This window comes from Flagellimonas sp. CMM7 (genome assembly GCF_021390195.1).
GTDB lineage: Bacteria > Bacteroidota > Bacteroidia > Flavobacteriales > Flavobacteriaceae > Flagellimonas.
Genome location: NZ_CP090003.1, coordinates 1,690,032 through 1,704,435, shown reverse-complemented (window position 1 = coordinate 1,704,435; position 14,404 = coordinate 1,690,032). Strand labels below are relative to the sequence as shown.

Here is a 14,404-nt window from a genome sequence, read left to right as displayed (position 1 = left end):
CATACCAATAATGAATTCAATCAAAATGAAAAAAACCTTACAATTACTAATCCTATTATCAATTACGTTAAGCTTCGGACAAACCGCCGAAGAATACTTCAAACCCTTAAAATTCAGAAATATTGGCCCTTTTAGAGGGGGTCGTTCTGTTTCGGCTTCAGGAGTAGTGGGTGATCCGATGACTTATTATATGGGAACCACTGGTGGTGGTTTATGGAAGACTAAAGATGCTGGACAGCGATGGAACAATATCTCGGATGGATATTTTGAAATGGGTTCTGTAGGAGCGGTAACAGTATCGACCTTTAATACAAACATAGTTTATGTAGGCATGGGAGAACATGCTCCTCGTGGTGTAATGACATCTTATGGGGATGGGGTCTACAAATCTACTGATGCTGGAAAGACTTGGAAGCATATGGGCTTGAAAGCAACCCAACATATTTCACGTATTATTATTCATCCGACCAATCCTGATATTGTTTATGTGGCTGCGCAAGGACAATTGTATGGCCCTAATAAAGAGCGTGGGGTGTACAAATCCACAGACGGCGGAAAGACTTGGAAGAATACCCTTTTTGTTAATGAATTGACTGGAGCCGTGGAACTTTCTATGGATGCCAATTATCCAGAGGTAATGTATGCGGCTATGTGGGAACACCAACGTAAACCCAATATGGTGGTTAGTGGAGGTGAGGGAAGCGGCTTGTACAAATCAACCGATGCAGGTGAAACTTGGACAGAGATGACTGAAGGTCTTCCTGAAGAGAAAGGAAAGATGGCGATTTCTGTGAGTCCTGCAAATTCGAATAAGGTTTATGCCTTGATTGAAAGTGATACCAATAAAGACAAGGGAGGTCTCTTTGTTTCGAACAATGCCGGAAAATCATGGAGTATGGTCAGTGGTGATAATCGTTTGGTACAACGTGCTTGGTATTATATCGAAGTATTTACCGACCCTCAAGATGAAAATATTGTTTATGTGCTAAGTGCTCCAGCACTTCGTTCTTTAGATGGAGGGAAAAATTGGGAACGCATTACAGGAACCCATGGCGACTATCACGACTTGTGGATCAACCCCAAGAATTCTCATAACATGGTCATCGCCAATGATGGAGGTGCGGCAGTTACTTTTGACTTTGGGAAAACATGGTCTTCACAAGTAAATATGCCAACAGGCCAGTTTTATCGAATTAATACCGATAATCTCTTTCCTTATAATATTTATGCAGGTCAGCAAGATTATTCTTCGGCAATGGTGGCGAATATGTCTGTTGGAAGAGGAGGAATCACGATGTCTGATTTTAGCCCTTCCGCTGGTGGTGAAAGTGCTTTTTTGGCCTTTGATCCGGACAATCCTAGATATGTGATTGGGGGCAGTTATTTAGGAACAATCGATGTGTTGGATATGGAATCCAAAGCATCAACACAGGTCATGGCCGCACCTATTCAGTATTTAGGACGTGAGGCAAGAGACATGAAGTACCTATACAACTGGAATGCACCAACTTTGCGTTCTCAGCATGAAGAGAATACGTTTTACCACGGCGCGCAACTTTTGTTAAGAACTCGAGATATGGGTGTCACTTGGGAAGAAATGTCTCCTGATTTAACTCGGGATATTGACGCGAAACAAGGTAAGGGTGGTGGTCCGTATACTAACGAAGCTGTTGGCGCAGAAAATTATGGTACGTTGGCCTATGTATTGGAATCTCCTCATGAAGCTGGTGTTTTTTATACAGGAAGTGATGATGGATATGTACATATCACAAAAGATAATGGTGAGAGTTGGCAGAATATTACTCCGAAGAATTTAGGCGAGTCTTTAGTAAATGCTATTGAAGTTTCTCCGCATGATAAAGCTACCGTTTATATTGCCACGACAAAGTATAAATTCAATGACCATACTCCAGCGATTTATAAGAGCACGGACTATGGACGAACTTGGGCCAATATCAATTCAGGAATTCCAAATGGAGCATTTACGCGAGTGGTTCGCGAAGACCCTCTACGAAAAGATTTGCTCTATGCAGGTACAGAAAAAGGACTATATCTTTCATGGAACGGTGGTAAAAGCTGGAAGCAGTTTCAATTAAACCTTCCTAAAACACCGATTACGGATATTAAAATCCATCAAGGTGATTTGATTGTCGCTACTTCAGGTCGAGCATTTTGGATATTGGATGATTTAGCACTATTATCTCAATATGAAGCTTCGCAAAAAGGGGCGAAGTTATACAAACCCAATGATGCCATGAACGGTTCATGGTATGGCCCTATGAACGGAAATACTGATGATTTTACGGGGATGAATACGTTGTCAGGGGTAAATCCTGCCAACGGAATGGTCTTGTACTATGAATTGCCCAAATTGAATGATTCTACCGCAATTACTATGGATATTTTGGACGCTTCTGGAAAAACGATGCGAAGCTTTTCTTCAGAGAAAGACAAAAATTACAAAGCACATAATGGTGGAGGCCCAAGACCAGCTCCTATTTTATCAAAGAAAGAAGGATTAAACCGTTTTGTTTGGGATATGAAAACCCCAATTCTTCCTGGAATCCCTGGTGCCTATATAGAATCACGATTTGGAGGTCATGTTGTTCCTCCTGGCACGTATACTGTAAAACTCAAGGCTGCTGGCGAGACAAAGACTATTGAAGGTAAGATTGTTGCCATGCCTACATATAAAACGACTCCAGAACAGTATGCAGAGTACCATACGTTTATGACGGAAATGGAACAGCGTTTGACGGAAATGCACAATACGGTAAATTCTCTGTATAAAGTGCAAGGGCAACTAAAGGATGTTTTGAAGGATGTTAAAGATGCAGCAGTTAAAACTCAAGGAGAAAAACTACTGGAAGAATTGGATGCATGGGATAAAGATATGATTCAACGTAAGTCTAAGGCCTATGATGATGTGGAAAATTTCCCTAATAAATTCACGGCGGAATATCTGTTTTTAATTGATGCGACAAATAGCACCATTCCAAGAGTTAATCAACCCTCTAAAGACAGAAAGGCAGCACTTGATGCACAATGGGTAGCCTTGAAAGCAAGGTCAACCACGTTAATGAAGACTTCAATTCCTGAGTTCAATAAAAAACTTTGGGATGCTGGCATTGGTGCTATTAGGTTATAGATAATTAGGGTTAGTGAGTTCGTACTTTTGTTATCCAGTAGGCCCTTGGCGGTGACTCTATAATGCAAAAAGAATTGTAATTGGAATATTATAACTACATAAAATCACTCCATCTCATTTTTGTGGTGACATGGTTTGCAGGTCTGTTTTACATTCCACGGTTATTTATTTATCATATTGAAGCATGGCAGAAACTGTCTCCAGATAAGGAAATCCTTGCTGAACAACTGAAACTAATGACCAAACGGTTATGGTATATTATTACCTGGCCTTCGGCAATTTTGTGTACAATATTTGCTATTTGGTTGCTTGTTTTAATGCCAGCCTGGTTGAAACAACCTTGGATGCATGTAAAATTGACTTTTGTGGCACTGCTTATTTTTTATCATTTAAAATGTCATCAAATTTTTAAGCAATTACAACAAGATGAGGTAAAATACACCTCTCGTTTTATGCGGATTTGGAACGAAGTGGCCACACTTGTGCTTTTTGCAATTGTATTTTTGGTGGTTTTAAAGAATGCCTTTAACTGGATTTATGGTGTGGTTGGTATTTTTGTCTTGGCCATTTTGCTGATGTTGGGCATAAGGTTATACAAACGGATTAGGGATAAAAATCCCAATGCATAAGTAAGTCCAAGGGCAAATTTAAGTTCAAAGTTCAAAAAGAACCTAAACCACTGAACTTAGAGCTTGAACTTTAACTTGTGCTTGGGTTGGCTCGATAATTGTTAACTTTATTCCAAAACTTGCTCAAGGTTGTTTAAAAAACTATCACTTCGTTCCCGCATTTTTATCACTATGATTTTACTGGTGCTTATTGCATCCGTGTTAATTGCAGGAGTAACCATTTACCAATATCGCGAGCAGAGTAAGGATTACCATCAAAATAGATTGGAACGGAAAGAAGAGCAAATTCTTCAAAGCATTTCTTATGTACTCAAAGAGACCACTTATCCACCGACTGCAGAAAACCTAGAGGCCATTTTTAAGGATGAAATTTATAAAATAGCAGATGTTCAAAATGTGCCTTTTAACATTTATGATTTGGAAGGTACTTTGGTTAGGAGTTCACGCCCTAGCTTTGAAGTGGACTCTATTTCCAATTGTTTGGATGCCCTGGTTCTTAATAACCTAAAGTCAAGTTCTAACAAGCGCTATGTTGAGAAAAAAACGGCGGCTGGAGATAATTATCAAGCTTCTTATACCTATATCAATGACCCTAAATTTAAACCCATTGGTATTGTAAACCTTCCCTATTTTGAAGATAACTCCTTTAGTAATATGGAGCTTCGAGAGTTTTTGTTCAGGTTGGGGGGAGTATATTTATTGATGTTGCTTTCCGCTATTATCCTAGCCTATTTTATTTCAAAATATATTACCCGGTCCCTGCAAACTATTTCGGATAAAATGAACCAAACGGACTTGACCAAACGCAATGAAAAAATCCTTATTGAAAACCCAAGTGAGGAAATTGGAAAATTGGTGGATTCTTATAATGGAATGATAGACGAGCTGGAAGAAAGTGCTGTAAAATTGGCCCGTAGTGAACGTGAACAAGCATGGCGCGAAATGGCAAAACAAGTAGCGCATGAAATAAAAAACCCATTAACACCTTTAAGGTTGACGGTACAAAGTTTTGAGCGCAAATTTGATCCAGCAGACCCCAAGGCCGAGACCAAGGTCAAGGAATTTTCTAAAACGTTGATTCAACAGATAGACACCATGAGCAATATTGCCTCGGCGTTTTCCAATTTTGCCAATATGCCGGCACAACAAAACGAAACCTTAAATGTGGTTAAGATTGTGAAACTGGCTTTGGACATTTTCAATGAAGACTATATTCATTTTATTTCAGATGAAAAGGAAATTATAGCCAAGCTGGACCGTACGCAGTTAATTAGAGTTGTAACCAATTTAATTAAAAATGCAATACAGGCGGTTCCCGAAGTAGAATCGCCAAGAATTTTGGTTACAGTCGCCTCCGAAGATGAACAAGTTAAAATTATGGTTGCGGACAATGGTGTAGGTATAGCGGACGAATTTAAGGACAAAATCTTTGAACCCAAGTTTACTACAAAGTCCAGTGGAATGGGACTTGGTTTGGGAATGGTTAAGAATATTGTGGAAAATTACAACGGGACCATAAATTTCACCTCTCAAGTGGATAAGGGAACTGTATTTACTGTCAAATTCCCAAAAGGATAAATTTAGAATTGATAGTTAAAAGTAATGGCCCTTTGTAAAAAGGGTTTTTTTAATTTTACCATTAACGCCGAACAAATAACAACTACTTAAAATGGATTACGAAAATATCTATATCGAGGAAGAAAATAACGTGGCAACCATTACAATCAATAGGCCCAAAAAACTGAATGCCCTTAACAAAAGAACTATTGATGAACTTCATATGGCTTTTAAGGAGTTGGATGAGGACAAGGACACCAAGGCTATTATAATTACCGGGAGTGGAGAAAAGGCCTTTGTGGCTGGAGCTGATATTTCTGAATTTGCCCATTTTTCTGTGGAAGAAGCTTGGCAATTAGCCGCGGAAGGCCAAAAACTACTCTTCAATATGGTAGAAAATCTATCTACTCCGGTAGTTGCGGCCATAAATGGTTTTGCACTAGGTGGAGGATTGGAATTGGCAATGGCATGTCATTTTAGAATTGCGAGTGAAAACGCAAAAATGGGGCTGCCAGAGGTATCTTTGGGAGTTATTCCTGGTTATGGGGGTACTCAACGGCTGCCGCAGCTTATTGGTAAGGGCAGGGCAATGGAAATGATTATGACGGCGGGTATGATAGATGCTAAGAAAGCGTTGGCTTATGGTTTGGTCAATTATACAGTTCCGCAGGAAGAATTGTTACCGTTATGTAACAAAATAGTAAGCAGGATATCGAATAACTCCTCTGTGGCAATAAAATATGCAATAAATGCGGTAAATGCTGGTTTTAAGTATGATGTAAATGGTTATGCCGCGGAGATAGATGCTTTTGGGACCTGCTTTGGAACCAATGATTTTAAAGAAGGTACTTCAGCCTTCTTGGAAAAACGAAAAGCAGATTTTCCTGGGTCATAGCCTTTGGTCTAACCAAACCAACTATGATGAAACAAAGAATAGTATTACTGTGTCTTCTTTTAATAGGAGTTATTGGGAGTGCCCAGAAAATGCCGGTTTCCTATGATTTTGGCGAAAAATTCAGTGATAGATACCGTTACTCTAACTTAATGACCATTGCAGATGATGGCGAAGGAGGATATCTGTTGGTTAGAGCCTACTATCAAGGACTCATTTTAAAGCCGAAAGGATACTTAATTGAGCGTTATAACAGTAACTTGGAATTGGTTTCTGAGTTTAATTACAAGTTGAAAGGATTAGATTTTGTTGATGGATTCCTTAAAAATGGTCAATTAAATCTTTTATTTCTTAACTATAATTATGAGCGTGGTCAATATGAATATTCGGTGCACAAAAGCCCAATAATAGATTTCAATTTTAAGCCACAAAAACTATTGTCCATTGCATCGGAACAAGTACAGAACCCAGTAGGGAAAAACTATTATAATAGAAATTTCTCCAAAGGATTTTCAACCGCGATTCTTTTTAATCAGGAGAAAACAGGTTTTGTAATTAGTACCCATCATAAAAAAGGAAAGGTTAACAAGCATATTATCCACCTCTACGATACTTCACTGAACAAAAGATTTGAGCATGATTTTTCCTATGAGATTGAAGAAAAGAACTATGCTTTTGAAAATATAGCAATTACCTCAGACTTAGAGACGGCATACATTGTTGGAAAAGCTTACTTTAAAAAGAAGCGTTTTAGGGTGGATGAACGCAAATTCCAATATGAATTGATTAAGGTTTCAAAAAATGGAAGCCAGACACAGTCGTTTGATGACCCAGGAAAGTATTCGGAGGGATTGTTTCCAATAGTTTTAAAGGACAGACTGGTCTGTACTGGTTTCTATGCGGACAGAAAAGATAATAGATACAATGGTATTGCCTATTTTGATATGAACCCCATCTCTTTGAGTATCAACTCCAAAAAATATAATCCATTTTCCCAACAGTTTATGGAAGATAAATTTGGTAGAGATGAAGAAAAAGTAATAAAGAATTTAGTTTTTAAGGGCGTTGAGGTGACCAAGGAAGGAGATATCTTTTTTAATGCGGAAGAGTATTTTGTAACCAATGGCATGGAAGTTACCGGTGCCGGACAACGGATTAGACTGGAGCGTTTCCACCATAATGACATTGTCAGTGCCAAACTAAACACTAATGGAGATTTAGCTTGGGCCAGAAACATAAATAAAGCGGAGGTAACCCAAGGGGATGGTGCTTATGCCTCTTATAGTTCTTATTGTAAAGATGGAAAGACCTATTTCTTTATATGCACGGCCTCAGAAAACCCACAGTTGATCAATAACGAACGCCTTATTTTTAAACAAGGATTGAGCAGAAACCGTAATGTCTTTATGATTTCTTTGGATGAAAATGGTGTTATGGACTATGAGAAAATTATAGATAATCAAGAAGCAAGGTTGCCTTTAATGGTATCTAAACCACTTAAGGCCAGCAACTCTGACAATATGCTGTTCTATGCAAAAAGAGGAAGCAAAAAACAATTGGTCAAAGTATCTTTTCTATAGGAATTTAAGCAACGTTTCGTGTTTTACTGCCTCTTAAGTATAAATGCGATTTTATGAAATCGTTTCCTTTAAGATCCATAATAGCCGTTTTAGTTTTATGCTTGATTTGTACATGTAATGATGATTCAGGAGTTTCTGATAATCAAAACATAGTAGGAGCGTGGCACATTATGGCTATTCATAATTCTAGCCCATCTGGGCCAACTTTAGGCCCAAATACAGGGGAAGTCATATCAATCATTTTTTTAGAAAACGGAAAATTTACAGGCACTACATCTGCAAATACTTTTGGAGGCGAATATTCTGCAACCGAGAACAGGCTTTTGATCAAAGAAATGTTTACTACTGAGGTAGCAGATACCAATTTTGGTAACGTTTTCTATGAAACCTTCAATGAAAGCAGGAATTCCGAGACTGGTTTTTCAGAATTTGAAATTGTAGTTAAGGCTGAGAATATGTTGAATTTAGAATTCAAAGAGTTCAAATTTATAAGTCTACAAAAAAGGCAATCTTAACGTTTATTATTGGATTATTTCCATATTTTTGGATTAAATCCAATAAATTGCATAAAGAAAACTTCCTCAAAGGGCGCGGTGCCCAAAAAAATACACCCAACAAATTTCTTCAGCATGTGTATGAAATGCGAGAGGATTTTTTGGAATTCTGCAGGCTAGAAGGTGAAGAGGCCGAAAAAAACAGGACCGAGTATATCCCTATTTTCCCTAAGACGATTGTAAACAAAGTAGACAGCCCAGATGTTGGTATGATGTTTTCCATGAATCCTTACCAAGGTTGCGAACACGGGTGTATTTATTGCTATGCAAGAAATGCCCATGAGTATTGGGGATATAGTGCTGGATTGGATTTTGAACGTAAAATCTTGGTGAAAAAATCGGCTCCAGAGTTGCTTGAAGCCAAAATTAAGCACAAAAATTGGAAAACACAGACCATAGTTATGTCCGGCAATACAGATTGCTATCAACCTGCAGAGAAAAAATTTGAAATAACAAGAAAGTGCCTGGAAGTCTTTTTAAAATACCGACACCCGGTTGGAATCATTACCAAGAATGCACTTATTCTTAGGGATTTGGATATTTTGACCGAGTTAAATTCGCATCAATTGGTTGGGGTCAATGTATCGGTAACCTCCTTATCAGAGGCAACAAGAAGGAAATTAGAACCTAGAACAGCATCAATTCAAAAGAGGTTAAAAACTATTAAGGTACTTTCAGAAAACAATATTCCGGTAAATGCAATGTTGGCACCAATAATACCGGGAATCAATAGCCATGAACTTCTAAAATTGGCCAAAGCGACTTCGGACCATGGAGCATTGTCTTTTGCTATTACTGTAGTTCGACTGAATGGTGCCATAGGACAGATTTTTACGGATTGGATTAAAAAAGCAATGCCGGATAGAGCGGAAAAAGTATTGCATTTAATTCAAGATTGCCATGGAGGCTCACTTAATGATAGCCGATTTGGACTTAGAAACAGGGGTGAAGGAAAGATAGCTACTCAAATTCATGACATGGCCAGACTTGCCAGGCTTCGGTATTTTAAAGGGAAAAATTTTCCAAAACTTAATAAAGAGTTACATGAGCCATATAAAGATGGTCAAATGAAATTATTTTAAATAAATTTATAAAGATTGTCCAATGCATGCTTTAGTCTTCGTCATAAAGGTGTAAACAAAGTATAAATCAGTTTGTCATGGACGAACATAAAACTAAAATCAATGAGCAATTTTTTGTATTTATTCCGTGGAGGAGACGAAAACTTCAACCAATTATCTCAAGAAGAGAAACAAGCGCATATGCAGGTTTGGGGCCAATGGATGGGTGGTCTAAAAGAAAAAGGCCAACTATTGGATGGACTCCCATTGGGCGGGGATGGAAAAGTAGTGCATAATAGAGGTGAATTAGTGACCAACGGACCATTTGCCGAAGGAGCTGAAGTAGTAGGCGGTTATTTGATCGTATCTGCAAAAGATATGGAAGAGGCCGTTGAAATATCTAAAGGATGTCCCATTTTTGATTATGAAGGAAGTAATGTTGAGGTAAGGGAAATTATGTCGATGGACGGTCATTAAATTAAGATTATGAGTAACTTTTTATATCTGTTTAGGGGCGGGTATGATGACTATAACAAGTTATCCCAAGAAGAAAGGGAAGCGCTTACTAAAGATTGGAAGAAATGGTTGAAACGTCTAAAGGAACAGGGAAAACTTGTAGAAGGATTACCACTTTCTCAAGAAGGTAAGGTGGTCTACAAAAAAGGAGAACTTGTTACCAATGGGCCCTTTGCAGAAGGTGTAGAAGTAATTGGAGGTTATACCATTGTTTCGGCAAAGGATATGGGCGAAGCTTTGAAAATATCAAAAGGGAATCCGCACTTTGGTTTCGATGGCAGTATTTTAGAAATAAGGGAAATTGTATCAATGAACAATCCTTAACCACCTAAAGCAATGTAGGAGAGCCTGATGCATATCAGGCTTTTTTTTGGTTTAACTATGAATGAAAACAACCTGACCAGTACTATAGACCATTTGTTCCGTAACGAATACGGAAAAGTGGTGGCTGTTTTGACCAATAAATTTGGGATTTCCTATTTGGAACAAATCGAGGACGTTGCACAAGACACTTTTTTAAAGGCAATGCAGGTTTGGGCATATAAGTCTGTACCAGATAACCCAACGGCATGGCTTTATAGGGTGGCCAACAATGCGCTTATAGATGTATTGCGGCGTGGCAAAAAAATGGATTTCCTTGATGATAAACGCCTGAACAATGAAGGAGAGGCTTCTCTTGAGAAGGAGGTTTCTTTGGATGATACCCTATCCGATAGTCAGTTAAAAATGATATTTGCTTGCTGTCATCCTTCACTATCAGAAGAATATCAGGTCATATTGAGCCTTAAGCTCATAGGGGGATTTAGCAACAAAGAATTGGGAGAGGCCTTGTTGAAAAAAGAAGAAACAGTGGCAAAGTCCTTTACTAGAGCTAAAAAGAAGTTTAGGCAAGAAGTTCAGTTTTTACAGATTCCGGTACAGATGGGCTTGCAGTCCAGATTGTTCAAAGTGCTACGGATTGTATATTTATTGTTTACAGAGGGTTATGCCGCAACTACTGGGTCAAGCGTACTCAAAAGAGATATTTGTTATGAAGCTCTACGTCTAGCATTGTTGCTAAAGAATAACAAATATTGTAAACACCCCAATTTAGAAGCGTTGATTGCCTTAATGTGTTTTCATGCCTCACGGTTTGATGCTCGTTTGAGCAAAGAAGGCGAGTTAGTTACATTGGAGCATCAAAATCGGGCCAAATACAATCAAGAACTCATAAGAATAGGAGTTCAGCATTTGGAAAGCTCCGGAACAGAGGATCAATTGCCCTCTAACTACCATTTGGAAGCCGCTCGATCATATTACCATTGTGTGGCCAAAACATTTCAAAAAACAGATTGGAAAAGCATATTGGAACTCTACGATATACAGTTAAAACAACAATACTCGCCGATGCTGGCTTTAAACCAAATTATCCCCTATGCCAAAGTGCACGGTGCAACAGAAGGGACCAAAGCACTAAGAGCACTGCAGAAGAAAACAGATTTTACAAACTCTGGACTTTTCTTTGCCATTAAAGCGGAGCTTTTGATGGAAACCGATAATAAGGATGAGTATGAAGCCGTTCTTAAAAAGGCAATTGAGCTAACTAAAAATGAGTTGGTTAAAAAGCATCTAAAAAAGAAACTTAAAAACCGTTAAAAACGTAATCTTCAATTAGTAATATTTAAAACCCCACACTGGGAAAGTGTGGTTCATTGGTAAATTTATATCAGTTCACCCTATTTTAATTCGTGATTTTCTTTTGATTTTCTTTTGTTCGTTTATTTAGCTGAATCAACAAATCCAAAAAACAAAGTCATGAAAGTTTATAAGAATACCATCACATGCAGCCTCCTTATGTTCTTCGCGGTACATGTCCAAAGTCAATCCTCAGACATGGAAAACTTCAAAGAATCCTTTAAATCATTTGTATCCTCAAAAATGAAAAAGCACGATGTGGTTGGGGCAAGTGTTTCTGTAATAATTGACAATGAGATTGTAGTAAATGAAGGGTTTGGCTTTTCGGACAAAGCTCAGGGAATAAAAGCAAACCAACATACCACGTACCCCATAGGTTCCGTATCAAAAATTGTGACTTCCACTGCCGTTCTAAAATTGTATTCGGACGGATTGATAGATATCGACAAGCCTTATTTGGAATATGTTCCAGATTTTAAGATGAAAAGTCATTTTCAAGATTCTCCTACATTTACGGTGAGGCATTTATTGGCACATTATGCCGGGCTACCACGTTTAAGGGCAAAGAACTTTCTTAAAAAGGTGTATGAGCCAGTAGACAGTATCCTATCCTATAGCAAGGATGAATATCTCATAGCACCGGCTGGTAAAACATACCAATACTCAGATTGGGGCGTAGATCTTTTGTCTTTATTGGTACAACGGGTTTCTGGCGTTTCATTTGAAGATTATGTAAAAACCAAAATCTTTAAACCCCTGGGAATGGAGCATTCTTATTTTGGCAAGAACCCTACCACCAAGGGCTATATAGATTTTAGGGAGGTAGAAACCCATGCGTTTAGCTACTCTGGTTCCGATGGTGTGATTTCGACTCCTGCCGACCTATCTAAACTTTGCTCAGTTTATTTTAAGTCGTCCACTTTTGCAGAAAATGCTTTTTTAAAACAAGAAATTATTGCGGACGCTATGACTCCACAGTTTACCCAAGCTCCATTGGGTTATGACACAAAAATTGGTCTTATGTGGGATGTAAGGCCGCTACGCGGATTTAAGCGAGTTAAAAAAGCAGGAGTACATGAACCTTTTTACTCGTATATCTTTTTTATTCCAGAGTATAACTCTTCCGTCGTTGTTTGCTCTAATTCCAATTCGTCAAGCAGACTCCATTGGGATAGCTGGTCCAAAGCGTTCGATTTTATAAGCAAGAAATTCAAATTTAATAGGAACCAAAGCCCCATTAAAAGAAGGCAAAATGCTAAAAAGGTAAAATTGCCCAATGAACAAATGAGAAAATTAGAAGGAGTCTACAATACGGGGATTGGAATGTTGAAGTTACAAGCGAATGGAGAGAAATTTGACGCCGAACTAATGTCAGATGGGCTAAAGGGGAGCGGAGTTCCTTACTCCGATAATCTTATAAAACTTTATGTAAAAAAGTTAGGGATAAAGATAAATGCCATGAACATTTTTTGGGATGAAGTTGATAACGAGATTGTGGTTGGAGAACAATTTAAAAGCGGAAGAAGATTAGCAGCAGGAGCTAAAATTGGCAGTGTTGATATTCCTGAGTCCTGGAAAAATGCAGTTGGTCTTTATGAGGTTTCCAATTATGGAGTTAATGAATACAAAACTGTAGAAAACGTTGTAGTTTCAATCAACCAATCTGGTATTTTACAACTTAATGTCAATGTTGGTTATCCAAGTAAGATGGATTTTGCTTTAGGGCTTAGACCGATATCAAATAAGATGGCAATAATTCCTGGCTATAACTTTGATTTTTTTGCTGGCGAAACCTTACAATTATTGAATGGAAATGGAAGCCCTGAACTCAAGTTTTCCGGATACATCCTGAAGAAGAAAAACTAAAAAAGAGGATTTTGATTCAACATGATTTTCAGGAAAAGAAATAAAGAAACTGGAGTTCCGATTCAAGGTCAAGATGTTTTGTTCGTGAGACCCTATATATGGTTAATTCCGTTGACCATAACCGCTCTTAATTTTTTGATTACTTATAACTTAAAGGAAGCCGAAGCACTTTTTGTCCTTTATTTTATCTTGGACTTCGCCATTAGCTTTTTAACCATTAAGTTTTATGCTTTGGGTATTGGGGTTCTAGATAGAAAAGTACCACTGGATAAGGATTTTGTAAAGAGAGTACTTTATCAGTTTACTGCACACACTCTTGCCGTTGTCGTATTTAATGTTCTTATGAATGAGCTGTTTGACAATATCTTTTTTAGTGGGGAACTCCTTTCATTGTCATTTGCGTTTTATACCCAAGATGTGCCCCTTGCGGTAATATTTCTTCTGTTGTTTCATTCTGCATATTTTGGATTGTATCTGATGTCGGAACGAGGTAAAAATAAAGAGGGTAACGCTTCAACTAAAATGAAGATAAAAGTTTTAAATGGGACTGCATTTGTACTACTTTCATTTGAAGAAATACAATGTATTTATAGTCAGTTTGGGGCCACATATATCATTAACCATGACCTTAATAAATGTACATCGGAGAAAACACTCAAAGATTTTGAGGAAATGGTTCCAAGTAATTTTTTTAGGGCGAATCGGCAGATTATTATTTCCAATACTGCGATTAAGGCATATAAAAGCTCCTCATATGGGAAAATTGAATTGGACCTGAAACCCCTAAACACTTGCGATATTGAAGAAACTATTTTTATCAGTAGAGACAAAGCCTCTTCATTTAGAGCCTGGTTTAGACAAACTCATAATGTGGATTAATAGTTGAAGTTCTTCAAAAAAAAAAATAAACTGATTATCCTTTCTCTC

The 14,404-nt window shown here is 38.0% G+C and carries 12 protein-coding genes; all 12 read left to right on the top strand.

Going from position 1 to position 14,404, the window contains the following annotated elements; all coding sequences use genetic code 11:
- The first annotated feature begins 25 nt into the window (after nt 1–25).
- The 12 genes from LV704_RS07775 (at nt 26) to LV704_RS07720 (ending at nt 14,356) form a co-directional block, all read left to right on the top strand.
- Nucleotides 26–3,148, top strand: coding sequence for a glycosyl hydrolase (locus tag LV704_RS07775; RefSeq protein ID WP_163420928.1), 3,123 nt, complete (start codon nt 26–28; stop codon nt 3,146–3,148).
- Between the two features lie 80 nt (nt 3,149–3,228).
- Nucleotides 3,229–3,777 carry a CopD family protein gene (locus LV704_RS07770; protein WP_163420929.1) on the top strand — a complete coding sequence of 183 codons (549 nt, stop codon included), beginning with the start codon at nt 3,229–3,231 and terminating at the stop codon, nt 3,775–3,777.
- 171 nt (nt 3,778–3,948) lie between these two features.
- Nucleotides 3,949–5,355, top strand: a complete 1,407-nt coding sequence (locus LV704_RS07765; RefSeq protein ID WP_163420930.1) for a PAS domain-containing sensor histidine kinase — start codon at nt 3,949–3,951, stop codon at nt 5,353–5,355.
- Nucleotides 5,356–5,446: 91 nt separating this feature from the next.
- Nucleotides 5,447–6,229, top strand: coding sequence for an enoyl-CoA hydratase/isomerase family protein (locus LV704_RS07760; protein ID WP_163420931.1), 783 nt, complete (start codon nt 5,447–5,449; stop codon nt 6,227–6,229).
- Between the two features lie 23 nt (nt 6,230–6,252).
- Complete coding sequence (locus tag LV704_RS07755) at nt 6,253–7,806, top strand: hypothetical protein (RefSeq protein ID WP_317164624.1); 1,554 nt, start codon at nt 6,253–6,255, stop codon at nt 7,804–7,806.
- 53 nt (nt 7,807–7,859) lie between these two features.
- The gene (locus tag LV704_RS07750) at nt 7,860–8,321 is read left to right on the top strand and encodes an META domain-containing protein (protein WP_163420932.1); all 462 of its coding nucleotides are present in this window, start codon (nt 7,860–7,862) and stop codon (nt 8,319–8,321) included.
- Nucleotides 8,322–8,368: 47 nt separating this feature from the next.
- On the top strand, nt 8,369–9,442 hold the full coding sequence (locus tag LV704_RS07745) for a PA0069 family radical SAM protein (RefSeq protein WP_163420933.1): 1,074 nt from the start codon (nt 8,369–8,371) through the stop codon (nt 9,440–9,442).
- A 102-nt stretch (nt 9,443–9,544) separates the two neighbouring features.
- Nucleotides 9,545–9,898 carry a YciI family protein gene (locus tag LV704_RS07740; protein WP_163420934.1) on the top strand — a complete coding sequence of 118 codons (354 nt, stop codon included), beginning with the start codon at nt 9,545–9,547 and terminating at the stop codon, nt 9,896–9,898.
- Between the two features lie 9 nt (nt 9,899–9,907).
- Nucleotides 9,908–10,261, top strand: a complete 354-nt coding sequence (locus LV704_RS07735) for a YciI family protein (RefSeq protein ID WP_163420935.1) — start codon at nt 9,908–9,910, stop codon at nt 10,259–10,261.
- A gap of 57 nt (nt 10,262–10,318) precedes the next feature.
- Entirely contained in the window at nt 10,319–11,572 is a 1,254-nt protein-coding gene (locus LV704_RS07730) for an RNA polymerase sigma factor (RefSeq protein WP_163420936.1), read from the top strand.
- Between the two features lie 159 nt (nt 11,573–11,731).
- Nucleotides 11,732–13,477 (top strand): serine hydrolase, encoded by a 1,746-nt coding sequence (locus LV704_RS07725; protein WP_163420937.1) that lies wholly within the window; start codon nt 11,732–11,734, stop codon nt 13,475–13,477.
- Nucleotides 13,478–13,498: 21 nt separating this feature from the next.
- Complete coding sequence (locus tag LV704_RS07720) at nt 13,499–14,356, top strand: LytTR family DNA-binding domain-containing protein (protein ID WP_163420938.1); 858 nt, start codon at nt 13,499–13,501, stop codon at nt 14,354–14,356.
- Nucleotides 14,357–14,404 lie beyond the last annotated feature (48 nt).